18 protein-coding genes and 3 pseudogenes are annotated in these 22,747 nt (G+C 37.8%); 11 read left to right on the plus strand and 10 right to left on the minus strand.

Annotated features, from left to right (window positions below):
* Positions 1 to 215: 215 nt before the first annotated feature.
* Positions 216 to 1,648 (plus strand): annotated as a pseudogene (zwf, locus tag J7E63_RS26385) (glucose-6-phosphate dehydrogenase).
* A gap of 133 nt (positions 1,649 to 1,781) precedes the next feature.
* On the opposite strand, the gene J7E63_RS26390 reads toward zwf, so the two are convergent.
* Positions 1,782 to 2,543, minus strand: coding sequence for a helix-turn-helix domain-containing protein (locus J7E63_RS26390; protein ID WP_251033795.1), 762 nt, complete (start codon positions 2,541 to 2,543; stop codon positions 1,782 to 1,784).
* A 336-nt stretch (positions 2,544 to 2,879) separates the two neighbouring features.
* On the opposite strand from J7E63_RS26390, the gene J7E63_RS26395 reads away from it, so the two are divergent.
* Both J7E63_RS26395 and J7E63_RS26400 read left to right on the plus strand, forming a co-directional pair.
* The gene (locus J7E63_RS26395) at positions 2,880 to 4,844 is read left to right on the plus strand and encodes a primary-amine oxidase (RefSeq protein ID WP_215017926.1); all 1,965 of its coding nucleotides are present in this window, start codon (positions 2,880 to 2,882) and stop codon (positions 4,842 to 4,844) included.
* A gap of 58 nt (positions 4,845 to 4,902) precedes the next feature.
* Positions 4,903 to 5,472 carry a hypothetical protein gene (locus tag J7E63_RS26400; RefSeq protein ID WP_215017928.1) on the plus strand — a complete coding sequence of 190 codons (570 nt, stop codon included), beginning with the start codon at positions 4,903 to 4,905 and terminating at the stop codon, positions 5,470 to 5,472.
* Between the two features lie 72 nt (positions 5,473 to 5,544).
* Here the strand turns inward: J7E63_RS26400 and J7E63_RS26405 are convergent, their stop codons facing one another.
* Positions 5,545 to 6,135 carry a DUF4352 domain-containing protein gene (locus tag J7E63_RS26405; RefSeq protein ID WP_215017930.1) on the minus strand — a complete coding sequence of 197 codons (591 nt, stop codon included), beginning with the start codon at positions 6,133 to 6,135 and terminating at the stop codon, positions 5,545 to 5,547.
* Positions 6,136 to 6,187: 52 nt separating this feature from the next.
* Entirely contained in the window at positions 6,188 to 7,162 is a 975-nt protein-coding gene (locus J7E63_RS26410) for an RHS repeat-associated core domain-containing protein (RefSeq protein ID WP_215017932.1), read from the minus strand.
* Between the two features lie 508 nt (positions 7,163 to 7,670).
* On the opposite strand from J7E63_RS26410, the pseudogene J7E63_RS26415 reads away from it, so the two are divergent.
* Positions 7,671 to 8,566, plus strand: a pseudogene (locus J7E63_RS26415) (RCC1 domain-containing protein).
* Positions 8,567 to 9,271: 705 nt separating this feature from the next.
* Positions 9,272 to 9,652, plus strand: a complete 381-nt coding sequence (locus J7E63_RS26420; protein ID WP_215017934.1) for a winged helix-turn-helix transcriptional regulator — start codon at positions 9,272 to 9,274, stop codon at positions 9,650 to 9,652.
* A 34-nt stretch (positions 9,653 to 9,686) separates the two neighbouring features.
* Here J7E63_RS26420 and J7E63_RS26425 read toward each other — a convergent pair whose 3' ends face one another.
* On the minus strand, positions 9,687 to 10,757 hold the full coding sequence (locus J7E63_RS26425; protein ID WP_215017936.1) for an SDR family oxidoreductase: 1,071 nt from the start codon (positions 10,755 to 10,757) through the stop codon (positions 9,687 to 9,689).
* 465 nt (positions 10,758 to 11,222) lie between these two features.
* The gene (locus J7E63_RS26430; RefSeq protein WP_308160803.1) at positions 11,223 to 11,573 is read right to left on the minus strand and encodes a winged helix-turn-helix transcriptional regulator; all 351 of its coding nucleotides are present in this window, start codon (positions 11,571 to 11,573) and stop codon (positions 11,223 to 11,225) included.
* Positions 11,574 to 11,715: 142 nt separating this feature from the next.
* Here J7E63_RS26430 and J7E63_RS26435 point away from each other — a divergent pair, with 142 nt between their 5' ends.
* The 3 genes and pseudogenes from J7E63_RS26435 to J7E63_RS26445 all read left to right on the plus strand — a co-directional run bounded on the left by J7E63_RS26435 (position 11,716) and on the right by J7E63_RS26445 (position 14,852).
* Positions 11,716 to 12,342, plus strand: coding sequence for a nitroreductase family protein (locus J7E63_RS26435; protein ID WP_214718345.1), 627 nt, complete (start codon positions 11,716 to 11,718; stop codon positions 12,340 to 12,342).
* Between the two features lie 306 nt (positions 12,343 to 12,648).
* Positions 12,649 to 13,275: pseudogene (locus J7E63_RS26440) on the plus strand (FAD-dependent oxidoreductase); the annotation flags it as partial.
* A 395-nt stretch (positions 13,276 to 13,670) separates the two neighbouring features.
* Positions 13,671 to 14,852: an MFS transporter gene (locus tag J7E63_RS26445; protein WP_374193807.1), complete on the plus strand. Its 1,182-nt coding sequence runs from the start codon at positions 13,671 to 13,673 to the stop codon at positions 14,850 to 14,852.
* Between the two features lie 486 nt (positions 14,853 to 15,338).
* On the opposite strand, the gene J7E63_RS26450 is transcribed toward J7E63_RS26445, so the two are convergent.
* Positions 15,339 to 16,430 carry a C39 family peptidase gene (locus tag J7E63_RS26450; RefSeq protein WP_215017940.1) on the minus strand — a complete coding sequence of 364 codons (1,092 nt, stop codon included), beginning with the start codon at positions 16,428 to 16,430 and terminating at the stop codon, positions 15,339 to 15,341.
* Between the two features lie 448 nt (positions 16,431 to 16,878).
* Here J7E63_RS26450 and J7E63_RS26455 point away from each other — a divergent pair, with 448 nt between their 5' ends.
* Together J7E63_RS26455 and J7E63_RS26460 are read left to right on the plus strand one after the other, a co-directional pair.
* Complete coding sequence (locus J7E63_RS26455) at positions 16,879 to 17,280, plus strand: hypothetical protein (protein ID WP_215017943.1); 402 nt, start codon at positions 16,879 to 16,881, stop codon at positions 17,278 to 17,280.
* Positions 17,277 to 17,558 (plus strand): hypothetical protein, encoded by a 282-nt coding sequence (locus J7E63_RS26460; RefSeq protein ID WP_215017977.1) that lies wholly within the window; start codon positions 17,277 to 17,279, stop codon positions 17,556 to 17,558. The genes J7E63_RS26455 and J7E63_RS26460 overlap by 4 nt, the downstream gene beginning before the upstream one ends.
* Here the strand turns inward: J7E63_RS26460 and J7E63_RS30390 are convergent.
* Together J7E63_RS30390 and melA are read right to left on the minus strand one after the other, a co-directional pair.
* Positions 17,449 to 17,859, minus strand: coding sequence for a helix-turn-helix domain-containing protein (locus tag J7E63_RS30390; protein ID WP_308162028.1), 411 nt, complete (start codon positions 17,857 to 17,859; stop codon positions 17,449 to 17,451). The genes J7E63_RS26460 and J7E63_RS30390 overlap by 110 nt on opposite strands.
* A 424-nt stretch (positions 17,860 to 18,283) precedes the next feature.
* Positions 18,284 to 19,621 carry an alpha-glucosidase/alpha-galactosidase gene (gene melA / locus J7E63_RS26470; RefSeq protein ID WP_215017948.1) on the minus strand — a complete coding sequence of 446 codons (1,338 nt, stop codon included), beginning with the start codon at positions 19,619 to 19,621 and terminating at the stop codon, positions 18,284 to 18,286.
* Between the two features lie 181 nt (positions 19,622 to 19,802).
* Between melA and J7E63_RS26475 the strand changes: the two genes are divergently transcribed.
* On the plus strand, positions 19,803 to 20,708 hold the full coding sequence (locus J7E63_RS26475; protein ID WP_251033796.1) for an AraC family transcriptional regulator: 906 nt from the start codon (positions 19,803 to 19,805) through the stop codon (positions 20,706 to 20,708).
* Between the two features lie 204 nt (positions 20,709 to 20,912).
* On the opposite strand, the gene J7E63_RS26480 is transcribed toward J7E63_RS26475, so the two are convergent.
* The gene (locus J7E63_RS26480; protein WP_214732154.1) at positions 20,913 to 22,340 is read right to left on the minus strand and encodes a sucrose-specific PTS transporter subunit IIBC; all 1,428 of its coding nucleotides are present in this window, start codon (positions 22,338 to 22,340) and stop codon (positions 20,913 to 20,915) included.
* Positions 22,341 to 22,452: 112 nt separating this feature from the next.
* The gene (locus tag J7E63_RS26485) at positions 22,453 to 22,692 is read right to left on the minus strand and encodes an aspartyl-phosphate phosphatase Spo0E family protein (RefSeq protein WP_251033797.1); all 240 of its coding nucleotides are present in this window, start codon (positions 22,690 to 22,692) and stop codon (positions 22,453 to 22,455) included.
* Positions 22,693 to 22,747 lie beyond the last annotated feature (55 nt).

The following is a 22,747-nucleotide window of genomic DNA, read 5'->3' on the forward strand; positions in this document are numbered from 1 at the left end:
ATCATTTTAAAAACACAGAAGCCTGTCTTTATAAAAAAGTGGGCCCTGTGTTTTAATTTGAAAAACGTATGGTGTGTATGAAAAATTAAAATTATTCATAAGATTCCTTAGTATGTGGAGGAGGAAATCTAGAAATGAGTAGATTAACAATATCAGAGGATATTCATTTAAAAGGGTGTCCTCGAGATACCCCAAAAACTTTGAAATTAGACTCTATGACGCTTGTATTATTTGGGGCAACTGGTGATTTAGCGAAAAGAAAGATTTTTCCGGCTTTATTTAATTTATTCTTGGATGATAAAATACCTCAAAAGTTTGCCGTTGTCGGTCTAGGAAGAAGGCAATGGTGTGATTTTGCATTTCAATCTCATGTCAAAGAATCTATTATAAAATTCTCTAGGCGTTCATGTGAAAACTTTTCAAAGCTAGATGCATTTTTAAGTGCTTTTCACTATCAGACTCTGGATGTAACCAAACGGGAAGGGTATAAAACTTTACTGACAACCGTCCAGAAAGGTGAAAAGCAGAGGAATATACCTGAAAATCGCATGTACTATCTATCCGTTGCTCCAGAATTCGTGGATGTGATTACCGAAAATATAAAGGAGAGTGGATTAGGTTCTACCAAAGGCTGGCGGAGGCTTATTATCGAAAAGCCTTTTGGTCGTGATTTACAATCGGCACGTGAATTAAATGAAAAATTAAAAAAGGGCTTTGAAGAAGACGAGATTTATCGTATTGATCATTATTTAGGTAAGCCCATGGTTCAAAACCTCGAGGCATTGGAACAGGCCAATCCTGTTATTCGAACTTTATTGAACAAAAAGTACGTTGCTAATGTTCAAATTACAGCTAGTGAAACAGTTGGGGTAGAAGGAAGAGCTGATTACTATGATCAGGCAGGTGCGATTCGTTTCAAAATCACTTGATGCAATTGCTGATAATGACCACTATGAGCCTACCAGGAAAGAGTACTTCTAAAGAGATATCCATTGAAAAGAAAAGAATCATGGAGTCAATTAGGCCGACCCTAAAAAAAGAGGTAGCTGTTAATATGGTTCGTGGTCAATATATCAGGGGTGAGGTCCATGACCAATCAGTTATTGGATATAAAGAGGAACCTGGAATTAAGGAGTCTTCAACCAATGATACCTTTATTGCAGCTCGTTTATGGGTAGATGACGACTTCTGGATGAGAGTACCTTTCTATCTACGCACGGGCAAACGAATGAAGGAAAAGTTGACACGCATCGTGATTGAATTTAAGAATCCCTTAAAAGATTCTAACTTTGATGAAATGATGATGCCTAATCTATTAATTATCCAAATTAATCCCCACGAAGGTGTTTCGTTCCAATTGAATCTGAAAAATCCCATAACCAATCAAACTGAGCCAGTTACTGTAGAGTTTACAGCCAATCAGCAAGATGTACCGGAAGGATATGAACTACTACTTTTTGATGCATTACGTGGTGATGCCAGGTTTTTTGCTCATTGGAATGAAGTTGAATTATCATGGAAATGGGTACAGCCAGTATTGGAGGCATTTGAGGAGAATCTTCTTCCACTCCATCCCTATAGGTCAGGGTCAATGGGTCCGAATGAGTCGGATAAATTATTACACGAGGATGGGTTTAAATGGTGGTAGCCTTTGATTGCTGGAACTGTAATGCATGGGAGGGCCTACCTCCTTTTTTAGTCTTTTATAATTCTTTCAAATATGTGATAAAAAATGGTTGTCTCATTGAGTCAACCATTTTAACAATTTTGTAATTAAATATTTAACCATTGCTTTCATTAAGAAACTTTTTATATTGTTTAGGTGTTAAATTAATAAACTTTTTAAAGCCCTTAATGAAATGGGCCTGATCATAGTATCCATTGTCATAGATGATATCTAAGATGTTGGACCCGTCTCTTTCTAAATATATATCCAGAGAATTTTGAAACTTAACAATTTGGCAAAATTGTTTTGGTGAAAATCCAATATAAGCCTCAAACTTTTTACGAATATGCTGTTCGGAATAACCAATCACATCGGATAATTCATGAACGTTTACCATGCCCCTAGAGGAATAGATTTTCTCAATCGCATAACAGACCATTTTTTGGTCTTTGCTACTATCAAAAAGCAGCTTCCGCAAAAACAAATCAAATTGTTCAATTCTCTCACTGAAAGATTTCCCCGAAGCGATTAATTCTATGATTGAATTCACATTCGACATTACCTCCATCAAAGGTATCTTTTGTGCTAGAAGCTCGTTTAATGGGGAGTTTAATTTAATAATAGTTTGCTCCGGGAAAAATCTAACCCCAAAATATTCACAGTCTTTACGGAATTCAGGTTGTTTTTTTCGATGGAAGGGACTGGTCCAAAGAAAGGCCGTTGGAATACTGGGATCACAGCAAAATAACATATCAAAACAACCATCAGGAATTAGCGAGAGACTCGTAGCAGAATGATTCTCCGTTTTAAATTGGAAGAAGAGTGCGATATCTTTACTAAACCACATGCCAATCGGTTTAAGTTCTTGATACCGCAAAGTATTCCTCTGTATTTCAGGCTGGGAGGGAAAATAGTTATTTCTATTCTGTAAAGGCATGTTCCTTCAATCCTTTCTTAATTAAAGCATGAATTGATTAGTGGTATCTGGTTGACATTAAATGATTCGATATGTTTGAATATTTGTTCAAAAAAATAATAACACTTGAATTAGATATATTTTCTCAATATGTAAGGAAATATGACATAGAAATTGTATGAAATGTGACATATTTTCGTTTTTTACAATAAATACATTAGAAATGAGACTATTCTTAAATTTATCAAGACACAAGTAATCAATACTAGATTCAATATTTTAAGGGAGGAAACACTTATGCAAACACATGAAATGAAAGTAAACCAAGCTATTCATCCATTAGAGCCATTAACAGCTGAAGAAATTACAAAAGCGGTCGCGATTCTAGGAAGGGAAAAAGAGTTGAGTGAATCAGCCCGATTTGCACAAGTGGTATTGCATGAGCCGGAAAAAGAATTAGTCCTTAATTTTAAAGAGGGAATGCCTTTTGACAGGGAAGTATTTATCATTCTATTAGAACCAGATACGAATGAAACTTATGAAGCCGTTGTATCTCTCACAAAAGATACAGTTGTTTCATGGGAACTCATTCCAGATGTTCGTCCTGGATTTATACTGGATGAATTTGAAGCGGTTGAAGAGTTAGTTAAAAATGATCCTGATTATCAAGCAGCTCTATTAAAACGTGGAATTACAGATCCAAGTTTGGTCATGGTAGACCCTTGGTCATCCGGTTACTTTAATATTCCAGAAGACGAGGGTAAAAGACTTGTTCGTGCATTAGCATGGGTCAGACCAGCAGAGGGAGAAAACGGCTATGCTTATCCAATTACAGGTCTGATCGCAGTAGTGGATGTAAATAAGTTGGAAATTGATAGGATTGAAGACTATGGTGTGAAACCACTCCCACCTACTGATGGTGCTTTTACACCTGAAGAAGCAAAGAGTTACCCAATTAATACTCGCCAAGATGTAAAACCTTTGGAAATTATTCAACCAGACGGTCCAAGTTTTGAATTGGATGGCCATTGTATTAAATGGCAAAAATGGAATATTCGATTTGGTTTTACCCCAAGAGAAGGGCTTGTTTTACACACAGTAGGATATGAGGATAAAGGGAAAGTCCGCCCGATTCTTTACCGGGCCGCATTATCCGAGATGGTTGTTCCTTACAGTGATACAAACCCTGCACATAACTGGCAAAATGCTTTTGATGCAGGGGAGTACGGAATCGGCCAGCTAGCTAATTCATTGGAACTGGGGTGTGACTGTGTTGGTCATATTCAGTACTTTGATGCGGTTATGTCAAATAGTAAAGGTGAACCATTTACAGTGAAAAATGCTGTATGTCTTCATGAAGAAGATTACGGGGTGGCTTGGAAGCATACCGATTGGAGAACCAATCGAGTGGAAGTCCGTCGTTCACGTCGTCTGGTTATCTCATTCTTTGCAACAGTAGCAAACTATGATTATGGTTTCTTCTGGTCTTTCTATCCAGATGGAACGATTGAGTGCGAAGTGAAATTGACAGGAATCTTAAATGTGGGTGCTCTAGATGAAGGTGAAAAGCCAAAGTATGGAACAGAAGTTGCTCCGCAGGTTAATGCACCATACCATCAACATTTCTTTAATTTCCGTATCGATCCAATTCTTGATGGGGTAAGAAACTCCCTAGTGGAATCACATACGGTTTCAGAAAAGCCAGGTCCAAATAATCCAAATAATAATGCTTTCTATACGATTTCAAAGACCTTTAAAACGGAAACTGAGTCCGTCAGCAATATTGATTTGGCTTCACAAAAAACATGGAAAATCGTTAATACAAATTCAAAGAACTTTGTTGGTCAACCAGTAGGATATAAACTTGTGACTGGTGAAAATTGCCTTCCGTTTGCGAGTGAAGATGCAACCGTCATTCAACGTGCAGGATTTATTAAAAACCATCTTCATGTAACGAAATATGACCGTAATCAAATGTATGCATCCGGAAAATATCCTAACCAATCTAAGGGGGGAGACAGTTTAGAGCATTTTGTAAAAGCGGATCGCCCAATTGAGAATGAAGATATTGTTGTTTGGTATACAATGGGGCACCACCATATCACACGACCAGAAGACTGGCCGGTAATGCCAACTGCGTATCAAAGTTTCCAATTAAAGCCTGTAGGATTTTTCGATCGTAACCCAGCACTAGACCTTCCGCGCCCGAAGGCTAAAACATCAGCGTGCAGCATGAAAACGGGGGATTCTTGCCATTCATAAAGGATAAGGGAGTTGGTTTTAAAACCAACTCCCTTATCCTAACTAGGAGGTTGTAAGTATGTTAGTATTCATTAGTTCGATCATTATTGTTGCCTACACGATTTACTTTTGCATTCATACTGCTGCCAAAAAACAGTACGTCAGTTCCATGACGGGTAAGTGTATTTCGATGTCACTAGGCATGGTAAGCAGTACGATTGTTGGCCTCTTGCTAGCACTATTATTACCAGGAGAATTAGCTTATACAACCGTATTATCGATTGCCGTCAGTAGTGTTTTAGCTTATTTTATCGGAAAACTTTTTGGGGTGTCGGGAATTATAGAAGCCATGTCAGCAAGTTTTATGGGAGCCATGATGGGGGCTATGCTTGGAGACATGATGCCTGGAAACCGTGTCGTTTTCATGGTCATTGCAATGGATATCATTTATTTACTTTCCGTACTATCTTTAATGATCATGGTGAATAAAATGGCAGTTAAGGAAAATCCTATCAAAGGAACAAATTTTATTACACTTTTTCTCTCATTCGTTTTATCCCTGTCAATTATTGGTTTAGTCGCAACCATTGGAAGTGGTGCTCTGAATTTTAACGACAGTCCTGACATGAATCATATGCACCACCAATAGAATGGAGAACATTCCCCTAATATCGACTATATAAAAAAGACCTCCACAGGTCTTTTTTTAATAACAGAAAACTTAATTCAATTTAATTTTAATGTTTTGTGAATTACCTAATTCCTTATGATTTTCATCAAGTACCTCACTGGTTTGAATAGCTATCCATTTTATATCAGGGGTTGATTTTTTTACTATAAACCCAAGTGCTCCTTGCTTTGAACCCTTTGGCTCCAATTCTCCGCCAAAGTACTCTATATAAAAGTCATCTTCGAAAGTTTTGATCCCACCATTGCTTGTTGTTAGATGAGCAACTGGTCCAAAATGAACTGTTTGATCTGATTTATTGACTAGCTCTACTTCCACTTTAATAAATTCAAATTCTTCATAGTCCTCTGTGTAATAATGAAAGTAATCCATTAACGAATAGGTCGGCATATTGTGAATCAGCTTAACATTCTTGATTCTCAAATCAATTGGTCCAACCGTATAAATCTTATTCTGTGCGGCAATCTCTTTTAAGGTTATTGTACCTTTACTATCTTTTATCGTTTGCCCTACTTGAAGAAGCTCCGTATCATTAGATACTTGCGGGTTAGGGATGTAGATATCAGATAAAGATTTTGCTCTATTTTTTTCTTTCTTTGATCTGTCTTTCTGGTTTTCAGACACATGTTCTTGTTTTTCAGTTGCTTTCGCAGTAGGTTCTATATTTTGAACAGTACTACAGCCAAATAAGAATAAGGGTAAAGCTAGAATTCCATCTAAAATAGATGACTACTCCCCTTCCGTTATTTTTGAAAGTAAGTGTTGTGGCATAGATTCTCCCTACATAGGAGATAGTCTTTCCCACCGAAGCACCAATTGGATGTTTAATATAATTTGATATATAAGCCAATGTACCTGACCCTGTACCTATAGCATAAGCTAAATTTTTTGTTTCAGTATTAGTTAAATAAAGCAAAAAAGTATAACCATACCAATGCCCGTATCTGGTTACAAAGAAGTTACCAGTAGGATCGATATTCATAATCGGGTTATTTTTGGCATAAGAATAAAAATTTAAACTTTGAGGTTCTTTTACAAAGTTAAAATCAGTTCGTATATTCCCTTCATCTGATTTTGGGGCTTTTTCCATTTGAACCCCATCAAACCAAACGCTTCCTGATGCATTAGAAAGTGTCAATAACGCATACGCATAAGTAGCATTAGCTGGAACCGTATCAGTTACAAGTAAATCTACCATTCCTGTCCCTGTATATCCACTTGTACCGGAATATTTAATAAACTTACCGTCCTTATCATAAAAATAAAGAGCAATACCAGCTCCACCACTACCGGTTACATTAACCATCCGACCAAAAGAAGAAAGTGTGATTTTTTCTCCAGGATTCACAGAAGCATAATCACTCCAAAGATACGCATCTGTGGTAGTAGTACTGGACATTTTCACGCTCTTTGTCCCGTATGCATTTATATAATCAGAAGAAATGGCTGATGTATTTCCATCTTTATACCATCCAATAAAATTCCCTGTAGATGAATCTAATCTTTCAAAACTACCATTTTCCAATAGATTGTATGTCGGGGCTCCAAGTTCTGTACTTGAAGTAACATTTCCATTGGAATCATAGGTTTTCGCATCAGCCTCTTGCCGTTGAGGATTCATCATTGAAATTTGTATTTGAATTTTGATCATAACTGTAAACTGTCTTGTTTTGATTTGGATCTGTAACGTCAGTAGGGTTGTTTTTATCGTATTGAATTTTTGTAGTAGCCGTTTCAGTTGAACTAATGGTGTCTGAAATTTGGGTGGTATTGCGTACGAGATCGGCTTTTTTTCCATTTAGTAATTAGTGTGAGTTGCACGTCAAAATGTTGGAGGTACCCTAGCGTAAAAAAATCAGGGTTTTATCTTCTGAAAAATGTCTAACATACGATATCCGCGTTTTGTCGGCAGGACTCCTTGTTGGATGACAATAAAGATGTTTCATTACAAATAAAGTTGTTACATTTACAATAAAGGTGTTTAAAAACGCCAGTCATGTTATTCCATTAAAGGGCCAGATAATGGAATAAACTAAAAGGACAGTTAGATATGGTTCCTTTATCACACAACCATACAGTTGCTTACATTTGACGAGCAATCGTAAAGTTACATATACTGTCAGGTAACTGCAGGGTTGCTTAATTCAAGGAGGTAAAACATGGATTACATTTCACCGAAAGAAGCGGTGTTAAAGGTGAAACGGTGGCCTAAAGATACCATAGCGGCGGGTCGTCGTCATACCGTTGGGCTTAAATCTGACGGAACAGTGACGGCTGTGGGTGATAATAAATATGGCCAATGTGATGTAAGCGGCTGGCGCGATATTGTGGCGGTCGCGGCTGGTAATGTTCATATGGCGACGAACACGGGTAATGCTCATACAATCGGTCTTAAATCTGACAGTTCTGTGGCGGCTGTGGGTTGGAACAAGCATGACCAATGCGATGTAAACGACTGGCGCGAAATTGTAGCGGTTGCGGCGGGTTGGCGTCGTACCATTGGGCTTAAATCGGATGGCACGGTGGTAGCAGTGGGACGAAATAATGAAGGTGAATGCAATGTAAGCGGCTGGCATGATATTGTGGCGGTCGCGGCGGGTGACTGGCATACCATCGGTCTTAAATTGGACGGCACGGTGACGGCTGTGGGTAATAATCGGTATCGCCAATGCAATGTAAGCGGCTGGTGCGATATTGTGGCGGTCGAAGCGGGTTATCTTCATACAATAGGTCTTAATCGGACGGTACGGTGACGGCTGTGGGTTTGAATAAACATGACCAATGCGATGTAAGCGGCTGGCGCGGTATTGTGGCGATAGCGGTGGGTAGTAATCATACCATCGGCCTTAAATCGGACGGTACTGTGGTGGCTGTGGGTTGGAATGAGTATGGCCAATGTAATGTAAGTGATTGGCGCGATATTGTGGCGATAGCGGCGGGTTGTGCCCATACCGTCGGGCTTAAATCGGACGGCACGGTGGTTGCTGTGGGTGATAATGAATATGGCCAATGCGATGTAAGCGGCTGGCGCGGCATCCAACTGCCTGGCAATTAGTTTTTAATAACAACAAGCCAGAGAATCACTGAACGAGTTAATGAGCATTGCTTCAGAAATAAGGCTATTCCATTAAAGGGCGCTTTTGTGAAATATCATTGAAATATTGAGTGATTTACATTCTTAAATTTGCATGCAACAAAAGGAGGATTTTTACGCCACCTTTACTTCGGCAGATGGCACGCCGTGTCGATCCACACCTTAGCAGCTGACATCACTGCCCATAAAGGAGGGGGAAGTAAGTTACTTTGAGACTACATCCTCATCTAAAAGTAACCAGGAGTGGAGTGTCGATATATAGAAAAAAGCAACATTCCGTGGAATGGAATGCGCTTAATTAAAATATCATTATGATACCATAATAGCATGGCTAAAACAAAATACTCTGCCGTTATTCTGACACAAGGTTCTACAATTCGTTTTATATCAAATCCAGCTAAAAGAAGCTCATGTATTATTAAAGAATCGGGCGCAATTCTTTAACAAAAGATGCGTCTATTTTTGTTTAGGGCCATATTCTTGAATAAGAGAAGGGATTATTCGTAAGTAATCGAACTATAAGTTATTCAATTAACAGGGGCAGGATAGCACAATATTTTGCTTGCAGTTATAATGTTCAAAGACGGACATTTAATGGCTCCAATTCATCGGATGTTTACCAGTGACCTGTGTCGAAATATTCGGAAAAGGGAGGCGAGGTGTGTAATGAAGGACCCTGATAAGATTTACAACACTGCGGTAGAGGTAACTTTGGAGGTAATTGGAGGAAAGTGGAAACCTGTGATTCTCTTTCATCTAACATTTGGCAAGAAACGTAACAATGAATTGAAAAGCTTGATACCCGCAATTACCCAAAAAATGTTAACGCAACAACTTCGGGAGCTTGAAGAGGAAGGCGTCATCTTACGCATTTCTTACAATCAGGTTCCACCAAAAGTCGAGTATGGGTTGACAGACTACGGCTGGAGTCTAAAGGAGATCCTGCATCTAATGTGTAGGTGGGGGGATTCGCATATAGAGAGAAAGTACGGGGGAAGGGCTACTGTTCTGGCCAATCCACAGCTTAAAGACGTATATGACATATAAGAAGCCGACCTAATATACAAGGCCGGCTTTTCGTTTATGGGATGACTTTGCGTTTGCGGAAGTCGTCGAAGATGTTCATAAACATCGCTTCGGTATCGACGTATTCGTGAAAACCTAAGCGACGGGCCTTAGTTCCGTCGGCGAAGAAATCGTAATCCCAAGAGAACACGAAATCACCGAATCGCCAGGAGGATACGTCTTTATAGGAATGCCGAGCAAGCCCATGTTTATCGCCCATTTTGTTCCAAATCTGCTCCTTGTCCGCCATGACAACGTCCAGTGACATCTGCAGCGGAGGCGCCGTCTCCAAGCCGAAGTAGTGAGCGATTTTCGGCCATAATTCATTCCAGCGGAACAGATCGCCATTCGTGATGTTGAATGCCTGGTTGGCACAACGCTCTTCAGTCGCCGCCCATACTGTTGCCTTCGCGAGAAGCCCCGCATCTGTCATCTCCAAGAGGCTGTCATAAGCACCCGGCTTGCCCGGAAACCGCAGCGGAAGTCCAAGCTCCTTCGAAATTGAGGCGTAGATCGCAATAACCATAGCGAGGTTCATCGGATTTCCAAGAGAGAAGCCGCAGACTACAGAAGGACGGAGCGCCGACCAAGTCCAAGCCTTACCTTTTTGCCTTTGTTCTAAGAAATCTTGCTGATCAACATTGAACTCTGGCGGCATATGGTTAGCGTCTGTCTCACGAGCCGGGGTCTTGAACGGGCCGAGATGTGCGCCGTATACCTTGTATCCCTGCATCAAACTAACATGTTTTAAGCCCGACGCGATTGGTTCGATCGCTTCTACGGTGTTCACTAGCATGGCGAGGTTGGGCGGAACAAGTTCGGCCCAAGTTGGACGGTCCTGATAGGCGGCATAGAAGATGTGTGTTACCTCAGTTAAACCACTTAACTTCTCGCGGGTGTCGTCTATATTGAGTAGATCCGCAGCTACATACCGGACACGGCCGACAGATTCACCGCCTCGACGCGATACGCCGATCACGTCCCAATCAGGGAGAGTAATGAGGTGATCAATGAGGTTGCGACCGATGACACCATTTGCGCCTACGACCAAGGCGACTTTGCGTGTTGATTGAGATTCATTATTCATAGTGTTGCAGCTCCTTCTATACTGTGCTTTGTTCACTGTTATTTTGCATCATGGAACCACACTTGAGAAGTACGCACTTTGAAGTGCCATAAGCACTTTTTTGTAATCCAGCAGTGCTCTTAAGACAAATATTTGGTGTTAATAACATCAAAAAATCCATCATTTTAGAAATAATTCTAGTTTACTAAATTGTATATAATCCTATCTCTTCTCTTTTTCGTTCTTGCGAACGGGTGCGTTAGTCAAAGAACTTAGAAGCCATTTTTGCAGCTCTTTCGCATTTTTTAATCTTCCGCAATCGGGCGCATTTCTTTAAAAAGAATTGCGCTCATTCTTTGTGTATTGGGCTAGATTGTTGAACAAGGTATTAAAAATGAAAATGGATTTTTATATTATAATGAGGATTTGAGTTTAGTTAAAGATTAATCTACTTGAATAAATCTTTACAATTTATAAAAATTAGATTTAACTATAATGACAACAAATTTCCTCATCTCGATCTATCTCTCTTACAACCGCATAATTATTCCCCCACTCACACATTGTGTTTAAAACTGGTACAAATGATTCACCTAACTCCGTTAAGCTGTACTCTACTTTTGGAGGTAATTCCTTAAATACTTCTCTTCGGACTATCCCATCTTTTTCTAACTGCTTTAATTGATCAGTCAAAACTTTTTGTGTAATTGCTGGGATTCTTTCATAAAATTCTTTTGTCCGCATTGATTTTTGGCTCAAGAAATAGAGGATTAGACATTTCCACTTTCCTCCTACTGTATTCATGAAAATATTAATTCCAGTGTTTTGACTCCCCACCCTTTATTCCCCCTCGTATATTATGTTTAAGCCTAATAGGCACTAAAAAGTGGCTATGCCACATTAATGTGCGTTATTTTCTCTTAGTTTAGTGTCTATTATAATCGGTGTTGTAGCAAAAAAAAAATTTGGAGTGGATACCATGAGTGTAAAGGATATTTTGGAAAAAAGACGTTCCGTTAGGCATTATGATTCAAACTATAAAGTCAGTTCAGAAACGGTAACATCATTGATTGAAAGTGCTAGTAAGTCGCCTAACGGAAATAATATACAAGCAACGCGATACTTAGTCATAGACGATGCTCATCTGCGAGATTTGTTGTTACCGATAGCCTTTGATCAACAACAAGTGACAGAAGCATCCACATTAATTGTGATACTTGGGGATTACCATGCTTTTGAGAAAGAAAATATCATAAAGATACATGAAGAAGGATTTCAGGCAGGTTTTTTTGATGCAACACTAAGAGATTATTTGGCAGGTGCTGCAATAAGTTATTATGCAAATAAATCAAAAGAAGATTTAAGTATCGAATTAACAAGAGATGCAAGCCTGGCTTCCATGTCATTAATTTTACTGGCTAATGAAGCGGGTCTTGAAACAATTACAATGTCAGGGTATGATTCCCAACAGCTTAAGTCGGCATTGCATATTTCTGAGAGGTATTTGGACGTTATGCTTATAGCAATTGGAAAAGGTATTAAGAGTGGTCACAAAACTGTCAGGCATGATGTGGAGAAAGTAATCTTTAATAATAAAATACAATAACGATTATCAAAATCGTTTAAGAACGTAGACAAACCCATGTTTTAAACATTGTTGAAACATGGGTTTTTCTCTATTTTCATTCCCGTCGAGTTTAATTTAGACTTCTTTTAGGCTGGTCATGGCCCTCAATGTTATGTTTTGACAGCATTTTAATGCCTCCCCTCAAAAAGAAGATCGGGTTTTCCTCCGATTATTTTTATGTGAGGATATATGACATGATTCATTTCTTTTAATAGATTTTATGAAATACTAGGATAGTAGGTATGTTTTAGCCATCATCTTTTTTAACTTGCTGGAGGTTTTAGAATGGATAAACAAAAGTTAGTATTAGTTGGGAATGGAATGGCGGGTATGCGTTGCATCGAGGAGATTTTAGAGAATGGTCCCGATCTATTTGCCATTACTGTTTTGGAAGCGAACCGAATGTTAATTATAATCGCATCATATTGTCGATTACTGCAGGGCAGCACATCGTTTTAGAATATTACGATAAATGATCGTGATTGGTATGAAGAGCAGAATATACAACTCTTCACAGGAGAAGCAGTTGTACAAATTGACATAGAGAAAAAGATCGTAAAAATAGACAAAAAAAGAGAAGTGCCGTATGACACACTCATTATAGGGACAGGTTCCGTTTCTTATTCCTATTCCTGGTATTGATAAAGAAGGGGTTATCACATTCCGAACAATTGAAGATTGCCAAAAAATGATTGAAACATCGAAACAATATAGAAAAGCAGTAGTAATTGGCGTCGGATTGCTAGGTTTAGAAGCTGCCAGAGGGTTGCTAAACCTTGGAATGGAAGTGAATGTTGTTCATATATCCAGCTGTTTAATGGAAAGCAGCTTGATCGCATAGCATCAAAAATGCTGGAAAAAGAGTTAAAAAGTCAAGGAATGAATTTTCCTTTAGAAAAAGAGACGCAAGAAGGACACTTTGCGGCGACTGGAAAACTGGATAGTATTCAAATGGGAATACTTAGCAAAGGGTGTTGATACCCTTGCTATTTACATGGGAATCAAAAACCTTCCTTATATATATCAACAACTACGGGCCTGTAAAAAGAATCCCTAAACTCCGATCGCGATCATTGAACAAGGGACAGGGACGGTTACCGGCGAACAGTTCTTGGCACTCTTGAAACAATTGAAAAAATCGTGAAAAAAGAACAGATTGCCAATCTAGGCATAGGAGAAGTCGTCAATTTATCAGGAGAACATTCCTGGTTTCCTGATAAAGAGAAAGAGAAGATGTTTGTATAAATAGAATAGTGAGTTCCACTAGAACAATTAATATCAAGAGAAATGAAAGGTGAGTTGGTATGGTGAAACAGAAGGGTCAAGCATCAGTACTAATTTTATCAACTTTATCGATGATTGTTTGTTTTACAGTTTGGTCGGTCTTTGCACCAATCGCTACGGAAATTCAAAAAATGTACCAATTAAGTGCTCTAGAAAAAAGCATTCTAATCGCTACACCTGTTCTGTTAGGTTCTTTGATGCGTATTCCTATGGGAATTTTAACCGATCGATATGGTGGTAGACAGATATATGCTTTAACCATATTACTTCTTGTCTTACCGATGGTTGGAGCTGGTTTTGCTCATTCTTATGCCATGATGTTGTTTTGGGCATTTTTTATTGGTATGGCAGGAACAACGTTTGCTGTTTCCATTACCTATGTTTCTAGATGGTTTCCACCAGAAAAACAAGGTTTCATTTTAGGAATTGCGGGTATGGGAAATTTGGGATCGGCAGTGGCTAGTTTTTTCATTCCGATGATTTTTACATCATATGGTTTGGAGTGGGTATTTTGGAGCCTTGCATTTGCATTGGGGGTTATGTCCATTATCTTTTGGATAGGAACTCAAGATGGCCAAAGACTAAGAGAGACCAAGACTTTAAAGGAAGCATTGTCCGTATTAAAATTTAAAGAAACTTGGTTATTATCTATTTATTATTGCCTTACCTTTGGAGGTTTTGTTACTTTTAGTATTTATTTACCTACTTTGTTGAATGACCTGTATCACATTACGGCCCTTGATGCTGGAATAAAAACAGCAGGGTTCGTTGTATTAGCTACGTTTATACGTCCGGTTGGTGGGTATCTATCCGATCAGTTTGGAGCAAAAAGATTGTTAACCATTGTTTTTAGTGGTGTATTGTTATGTGGATTGGTTATCGCTTTTTCGATGGGGAATTTTATTCTCTTCAGTGTTAGTTGTCTGTTAATCGCCATTTTGTTTGGGATCGGAAATGGAGCAGTTTTTAAGATGGTACCTGAAGTCTCATCAGATAATATAGGATCGGTAACAGGTATTGTCGGCGCAGTTGGAGGAATCGGAGGTTTCTTTCCTCCCATTATCATTGGATTCACAAAAGATGTAACTGGCCATTATTTTATAAGCTTTACATTATTATCTATTCTCTCTCTGTTGTGTTTAATCCTTAATCATATGGGAGGTATTAAGAAAAGAGTAAATTTGAGTATAAAGAAAAGCGCATAAAAAAGAGGCTGAATCAAATGGTTGTTGATCAACTGCATTTTCGAGTCACCTCTTTTTTTGTCTGCTTTAGCAAGGAATTGAATTAGAAGATTTGCAGTTTGAGGAATTAGCGAATTTTGTAGGATGGTGAATTCGACAGAGGATGTAAAAGTAATAGATTTAAAACCAAAGAGGGCTAAAAGAGAAGAAACAGAAAATTAAAAAGAGCAACTCTTTAAAGGTTTGCTCTATGCTTAACCTGAATTTAACTAAGCATATAATATACATTATATGTATTTTGAAATTAGTGAAAAATATAAGCACCTTAACAGGTGCTTGATGTTCGTACTATTTAATCATAGATATACCACTTTACTTTTTGATAAAAATTGTCTCTTGTACCAATATACAAAAAAATGTTCCACTATAATTTACCAATCTATCGATTTCTAATGGAAAATAAAACTTCTAGACAAATTTATTAAACTTTAATACTTATAGAATTTATTATCGGACAACTAACGCACGCTTTCCCATATCTGTATAAATCTTGTTAAAACGAGTTTTGTTGATTGGATAGTTTTTGTTTCCATTTAAAGGATCATTTATGTAAAAATTCATTGGGCTCACTCCAGTTACAACAATGCAGTGCAAGGGTTGAGGCCACCAGTATTTTTGATTGTTTTGATATTTATAATGGTTTAAGTCCGTTACATCCCCATATCCGATTGTATACCATACTAGCACAGGGTTGCCTTTTCTGATTTCATTTTCAAGGATATTGATACTAGCTCCAGTTAGGTCTGTACTGCCAGGACGATAAACCTTTGCCAACTCTTGGAGCTTAACTGGGTTGATCGTGTAACCTGTACGGTTATATGGGCTTCCAACATACCCTTTGTTTGGGTCAAGAGTAGTGGTATAAGGCATCTTATTAGCTAACGTTATCTTATCTATATTAACCCCTTTGTATAGAAGGGCCATATCTAAACTCGTAACTTCGCACCCAGCTGGCAGCTCTGGATTTTGCAGAACTAATGGAACATTCATTGTAAATGAATTTGAATCATTTACTAGTTCCACATAGTTTCCACTTACAAATCCTTGTTGTCCACTGTAATTAATTTGGTACCAACCATTAGAAAGTTTGGAATGTACAGTTAAAGATGACCCCTTTTTTAGTACACCAAGAATTGGATATGCCACAGAAGCCCCACTACGAACATTCAAATCGGAGGTTGTAACATATTGATCACTTACTGGGGTTGGAGAATTCGAGACTTTTACATATTGACCGCTTACAAACCCTTTTTTGCCATTATAAATTACATTATACCAACCTGTTGCATTTCCTATAATGTTGAGGTTTGATCCCTTCTTAACTGTTCCAAGTATTGCATATTTAGTAGATGGCCCACTGCGAATATTTAAGTTTTCAGTAGCGGTATAATTTAGCGATTCGGCACTTACAAAATTAGGTTGAAACAATTCAATATGCGTACCATTAAAACATGGAAAAGCTGTAATCAAAATAGTAGTAGCTAAACCTGTCAGTAGTCGTTTTTTATTAAATCTTTCTTTAGTTATCTTACCTTTCATTTCTTTCCCCCTGTGTTTTTCTGTGAATATTAGTCTATTTTTCTACTCTTTCCTTGTAACTAAATAGTTTTCAAAGAAGGATAAGTATTATCTGAATTTCCCTATGCCATCAGTGATTCTTTCTATTTTTTTACATTTATTTACCGAAAATTACATCTATCACAAGTAGTTTATAAAATAAAGAAGTTTTTGTCGACTGTTAAATTACTAAGGACTGGATCACAAGTTAAAATATGGAGTTAGATATCCACTATTATTTAACTATTAAAAGAATTAAACTATGTCATTTTTTGTCGAGTTTTGAATGTAAATATCTGTTGTTTATTGTATATCAATGGTAGTATTATTTATCCATTCTAGGAAAATATTGATAAAGGAGGGAGGGACTGAAATCATGTAAACGGAAGATTTTGAATATTTTGCATATTTTTAAATAGGGGGTTTAAAAATGAGCCAATTGATAAGAAAAGCAACATCTATTCTCGTATCAATATTGTTGGTTATTTCGCTTTTACCATTTCAGACAAATGCAGCATATAGTAAAGAAACAGTTAATTCAGACAATCTTCCGTCTCAATTTAAATCTCCTCCAGCTGGATCAAAAGATATAGTGGAGGAAGATTTGAGTAAAAGGGAAGAAAACGTTAAGCATTTTTTATTAAAGGATCATACATACGAAGCGGATGTATATCCCTATCCAGTTCATTACAATGTAAATGGGCAATGGAAAGATATAGATAACACTTTAAATGACTCAACAGATCCCGAAACCAACGATAAAGTTTTGGTTAATAAAGATAATAAAGTAAATATTCAATTTGCTAAAAAGACAAGTAAAAAAATCTCGTGAAAATTAAAATGGGGGAGTATTCCTTAGGCTGGAATTTAGATAACATCCAAGATGCACAAGTGATTCAAGATAAGGTTTCAATCTCAGGATATGATAAATTCACAGATAATGATAAAAAGAGAACACTACAAAAAATTACTTCCTCCGTCACTTATTCTGATGTAATGCCTAATACTGATTTACAATACAAACTAATATCTCACAACAATCAGGCTGCTTCCTCAAATCCGACTTACCCTTTTCCGGGTAGAGGACATTCTGAAGGTCAGTATCAGTGATGTCTTTCTCAAGTGGCCAGGAAACCTGTAATTCATCAGCCCTTTTTATCACATTATTAACGGTATTGCGCGAACAACCGCAACTTGAAGCAATACTGCGGTTACTGAGACCTTGGTCGTTCAATCTCAGAATTTCACGATATTTGATCACAAAAAAACCTCCTGTATAATGAATTTGCACACTATTGTGCAAATTCATTATACAGGAGGTGGCACTCGCCATGGCAGAGGTGGCTCTGAAATCTGTCCGAAGTGGCTCTGAAAAATGGCAGAGTTGGCACTTTTGGGTGGCCGTATACATCAGAGCGGTCTTTTATTTTTTAAAGATTTATTGTAGTGTTAAAATTAATGTTTAATAAAACCTTTTGCTAAAACGGATTAAAAAAAATATTTATTTGAAGCCAGTTTAGATGGTATTGAGTTTGGTGTTGGTCCTGAAACTACTTTTCTATAATTCCGTAAAGTTAATATGTAATATTATTTTGCAAAATGCATTTTTTTATAAGTGAAAAAACATGGTAAAAAAACTTTGGGTGATTTCCAAGCAGTTGAGGCTAATTTTTAATGGGCTTTTAACCCTATAACTGGTGTACATTCTTATTTACAAATGAAATCACAGCTATTTATATGAAGGGGGAACAAAAAAGCCCAATTTCTCAATTTTAATTCTGAGAAATTGGGCTCAATTTTATTTATATAGGGATGCTAAACTACCAGCAAAACATTTACACCGTTAAGGAAATTCCGGAATAAGTCTTACGACCTTCAAATTTTGGAATCCAGTCACCGTGTGCATCAATTAAATCATCGCACATCGCAATAATGTCATCCATTGATAATTCAGCGGCCGTATGAGGGTCAAGCATTGCTGCCTGATAGATGTGTTCTCTCTTTTTCGTTGCTGCTGCTTCAATTGTTAAAAGCTGTGTATTAATATTTGTACGGTTGAGGGCTACTAACTGTTCTGGAAGATCACCTACATAGCAAGGATTGATGCCACTACGGTCAGCAACGCATGATACTTCAACAACAGCTTTTTCCGGTAAATTGCTAATTAGGCGCCCCTTATTTAAAACGTTCCCGCCAAATTTAAATGGAACATTCGTCTCAATCGCTTCAATAATACGGGAACCATATTCGTGAGAACGAGTATGGGTAAGCTGCGCATTATTGACTATCTCGTCGCGCATTTTTCCCCAACGTTCAATTTGCTCTACACAACGACGCGGATACTCATCTAGAGGGATATTGAATTTCTCAATTAAATCCGGATAATTGCGTTTAATGAAGTACGGATGGTACTCAGCATTATGCTCAGATGATTCAGTTACGTAGTATCCGAATTTGTCCATTAACTCGAAGCGGACCATATCATCATGTTTTGTTTGTTGTTTTTCTCTCGCAAGACGTTTAATTTCCGGATATAAATCTTTGCCGTCGCGTTTGATCTCAAGGAGCCAGGCCATATGATTGATACCAGCGATTTTTTCTTCAACTCCTTCATGATCCAGACCTAAGGATTTAAAGAGGTGCTCGCTACAAACTTGTACACTGTGACATAATCCAACTGTTTTAACATTTGTATAGCGGAGCATTGCTCCTGTTAATGTTGCCATCGGATTTGTGTAGTTTAAAAACAGGGCATCCGGACATACCTCTTCGATATCCTTAGCGAAATCCCACAAAACCGGAATGGTACGAAGCGAACGGAAAATTCCGCCAATCCCGATTGTGTCAGCAATTGTTTGACGCAGGCCATATTTTTTAGGTATTTCAAAATCTATAACGGTGCTTGGTTTGTAGCCACCAACTTGAATGGCATTAATAACGTATTTTGCTCCTCGCAATGCTTCTTTGCGATCCGAATACGCTTTCACAACTATGTTTGCTTGTAAGCTTTGTTTTAAATTATTTAACATATTTTCCGAGTCTTTTAAGCGTTGCTTGTCTATATCGAATAATGCGAACTCGAACCCAGCTAATGCGGGAACGGACATACAGTCACCAAGAACATTTTTTGCAAAAACGGTACTTCCTGCTCCAATAAACGTGATTTTTGACATAAATTTACCTCCTATAAAGTGAAGCCGGGAATGCCTATAGAATCTTCTAATAGGATAAAAAATTGCTTTAAAACCAAATTAATTCCCCGTATTCATCTTTGTATTTTTTGTTGTTATAATAATATTAAAACGTTTACCTAATAACCTCAATGGTAAGTTAGTGTGATTGGAGGGTAAAATATTGTCCTTTATAAATAGAGAGAAACCTGTGAAGGATTATCGAACGTACGGTTTTCGTTTTCAAGATGTGCTTCCTAACGATGTAGCAAACATTTTCGTGCTTGGACGGGAAGAAAAAATGCCCGGCACGGTTTATGATTGGCATGGATTAAAGCGGAAAGATGTTGACACTTATGTTTTTCAATACACTCTGTCAGGATCAGGAAGGCTTGACATAGCGGATAAAAGCTATACAGTGAAGGCTGGAGAAGCATTCATTGTCGAGATTCCTAGCGATCATCGATATTATTTTCCAAAGGATAGCGAGGGATGGGAGTTTATGTTTATTACATTAGTAGGAAGAGAAGCAGCCGATTGCTGGCGGTTTATGAAGGAACAGAGTGGTCCTGTCTTGAAAGTACCTCCGAATTCAAAGTTGATCCAGCTTTTACTGAAAATCTATCAAGAGACATATGATCAAAGGATTACAGATGCATATTATGCCTCTGCAAAAGCTTACGAGTTTATTATGGAGTGTTACCGTTTCATAAGAAATATTGAAAAAACAACGAAAGATATCTCTCTCCAGATTACAAAAGCTCTTTCCTTTATCCAAACACATTATCATGAACCGATTACACTCGACGATATAGCGGCCGTATCCGGTTTCTCAAGATATTACTTTATTAAGCAGTTTCAACACCAACTAAATATGACACCTGTGCAATACCTTACCAAAATCAGAATTCAAAAAGCGGCGGAGCTTCTTCGTACTACAAGCTCCTCTGTTACGGACGTTGCAGCCCAAGTGGGTTATGCAAATGCCAACTATTTCAATAAGGTATTCCGTAAAATGGTTGGTGTATCCGCCGGGACGTTTCGTGATAGTAAGGAAGTTGTTGAAATTGATCAATTGATCATTGATTAAGTTGATGACAATATGAATTGATAAATGAAAAGGGGATATTCGCATAATAAGGGTACACCGGAGTGGAAAGATATTGATGTAAATCTAGAGGATTATTAGATTCAAGTTCTCTAAACAAAAAAATTGAGAGGACTTCGGAGAAAAAATAAGGGAGAATCAATACGATTCCCCTTTAACTCTACGAAGTAAGCTGCCTTATTTTCATTACCGACTAAGCTTTTTTGCATCTCTTTTTCCTAATACCAGGGTTAATATAAATGCAATAATCATCGAGATTACCATGCCAATTACATAATAAGGAATAGAGGCTACCTTAATCGAAATAATTCCTGGAAGTCCTGCTGCTCCCATAGCAATGGCTCTTACCTTAAAGAAGGTAACAAATGCAGAGGCTATACCAGATCCGATGATTGCTCCAATAAATGGATATTTAAGTTTCAAATTCACACCGAACATTGCCGGCTCAGTTATTCCTAAAAGGGCAGAAATTCCTGATGCAGATGCAACACTTTTCATTTTTTTATCTTTCGTCATGAAAAAAACGGCAAGAGTGGCTGCTCCCTGAGCTACGTTAGACATGGCTGCAATTGAAAATAGGAATGAACCACCTGTTTTGGCGATATTTGCCAACAATTGAGTTTCAACTGCAATAAAGCTTTGGTGCATACCAGTTATAACGATTGGGGCATAAAAGAATCCAAAAATCCCTCCACCAACAAAGCCTGTTGTATTATATAACCACACGATTCCATCCGTAAAATAATTACCTGCTGAGCGAGTTAACGGACCTACAATTGTGAATGTTAGCGCTGCAGTTATCAAGATTGATAATAAAGGTGTAAATAGGTTATCCAGTGCAGAAGGAATGACTTTTCGTAAGTTGATTTCAATTTTCGCTAAAAGAAAAGAGGAAGCAAGGACCGGCAAAACAGTTCCCTGATATCCAACTTTTTCAATTGTAAGACCGAGAATATGCCATGCTGGAACCTTATGAGCTACTAATGCCGCACCATACCCATACGCATTTAATAAATCCGGATGAACCATAATCATACCAAGTGCTGCCCCTAAAAAAGCATTCCCGCCAAATCTTTTTGTAGCGGAAAAACCAATTAACACCGGGAGGAAGACAAACGCAGCGTTTGCAAATGTATTTATCATTGCTGCTAAGTCGGCAATACTAGGGTTGGCATCAATTAATGATTTTCCGTGGATAAATAAATCTTTTGCGGTTAATACATTATTAAGTCCCATTAATAAACCACCTGCTACGATGGCTGGGATGATGGGAACAAAAATATCTGAAAGTAATTTAATTAATTGAAGAAACGGATTCTGTTTTTTCGCCCCTGCATTTTTTACTTGACTGGTCGACATTTCGCTAATCCCGGTAAGATTAACAAATTGTTTAAAGACTTCGTTTACTGTACCGGCACCAATGATAATTTGAAACTGTCCTCCAGTTGAAAAGGTACCTTTTACAACCTCGAGGCTATCTAAAGAAGCTTGATTGATTTTTCCCTCATCATGCAATACTAAACGCAGCCTTGTCGCACAATGTGCTGCTGCTGAAACATTTTCTTTTCCTCCAATAGCGGTTAAAATGGCTTGTGCGCTTTCTTTGTAATTCATATCCTTTCTCCTTTGTTTTAAGTTTTTATTTGGAACCAATTTCAATCCATGGTAAAAATAAAGTAGTAAAAACAACTTGTTCCATTAAGTGTTACCAGGAACCGGTTCCATTTTATAACATAATGAGAACCGATTCTGAATCAGTAGATAAAAGATGATGCTGATTTCCTTTTGTTTTCTTTTTATTAATTGCATTTCCATATTTTTGATAAATCATGATTAATTGGTCTAATTTCCGACTACAACGAATTGTTTCATGGCTGTTTAAGCCAGTTTCTTTAGCAATCTTAATCAAATCTTTTTTGAGTAGATTGATCTGTTCTTCTAATACTTCAATCTGTAAAATCATCATGCGTACCCCAATTCTTGTAACTGTTTAATTCGTAAATGAGTTACTCGCAGCATAA

The organism is Bacillus sp. ISL-75, from assembly GCF_018613095.1.

Excerpts from the sequence above, each read along its gene's own strand:
- J7E63_RS26395 (WP_215017926.1), top strand. The coding sequence starts at position 2,880 with ATGCAAACACATGAAATGAAAGTAAACCAAGCTATTCATCCATTAGAG.
- J7E63_RS26400 (WP_215017928.1), top strand. The coding sequence starts at position 4,903 with ATGTTAGTATTCATTAGTTCGATCATTATTGTTGCCTACACGATTTAC.
- J7E63_RS26410 (WP_215017932.1), bottom strand. The coding sequence starts at position 7,162 with ATGATCAAAATTCAAATACAAATTTCAATGATGAATCCTCAACGGCAA.
- J7E63_RS26420 (WP_215017934.1), top strand. The coding sequence starts at position 9,272 with ATGAAGGACCCTGATAAGATTTACAACACTGCGGTAGAGGTAACTTTG.
- J7E63_RS26425 (WP_215017936.1), bottom strand. The coding sequence starts at position 10,757 with ATGAATAATGAATCTCAATCAACACGCAAAGTCGCCTTGGTCGTAGGC.
- J7E63_RS26435 (WP_214718345.1), top strand. The coding sequence starts at position 11,716 with ATGAGTGTAAAGGATATTTTGGAAAAAAGACGTTCCGTTAGGCATTAT.
- J7E63_RS26450 (WP_215017940.1), bottom strand. The coding sequence starts at position 16,430 with ATGAAAGGTAAGATAACTAAAGAAAGATTTAATAAAAAACGACTACTG.
- J7E63_RS26455 (WP_215017943.1), top strand. The coding sequence starts at position 16,879 with ATGAGCCAATTGATAAGAAAAGCAACATCTATTCTCGTATCAATATTG.
- J7E63_RS30390 (WP_308162028.1), bottom strand. The coding sequence starts at position 17,859 with ATGTATACGGCCACCCAAAAGTGCCAACTCTGCCATTTTTCAGAGCCA.
- melA (WP_215017948.1), bottom strand. The coding sequence starts at position 19,621 with ATGTCAAAAATCACGTTTATTGGAGCAGGAAGTACCGTTTTTGCAAAA.
- J7E63_RS26480 (WP_214732154.1), bottom strand. The coding sequence starts at position 22,340 with ATGAATTACAAAGAAAGCGCACAAGCCATTTTAACCGCTATTGGAGGA.
- J7E63_RS26485 (WP_251033797.1), bottom strand. The coding sequence starts at position 22,692 with ATGATGATTTTACAGATTGAAGTATTAGAAGAACAGATCAATCTACTC.